Raw genomic sequence first — 219 nt, forward strand, 5'->3', positions numbered from 1 at the left:
GTCAAGGGCTCGCTGGTCTTCCCGATCAGCGGCGGCAACGTCTCGGTCTTCACCCCGGGCGAGGTCTCGCCGTACGTCATCGGCCAGCTGCAGCACGTGGGCTCGGGGCTCACCCGGGCCGCCGGCGGCACGACCGTGCGGCTGAGCAACTTCAACGTCGACCCCGGCGTGTCCCGGGTGTACGGCGACGTGGCCGTCAACGGCCAGACCGCCGTCACC

1 pseudogene is annotated in these 219 nt (G+C 71.7%); it reads left to right on the plus strand.

From position 1 onward, the window contains the following. Positions 1-219, plus strand: a pseudogene (locus tag QWJ41_RS21660) (hypothetical protein); the annotation flags it as partial.

Source organism: Nocardioides cremeus (assembly GCF_030518195.1).
Lineage (GTDB): Bacteria > Actinomycetota > Actinomycetes > Propionibacteriales > Nocardioidaceae > Nocardioides > Nocardioides cremeus.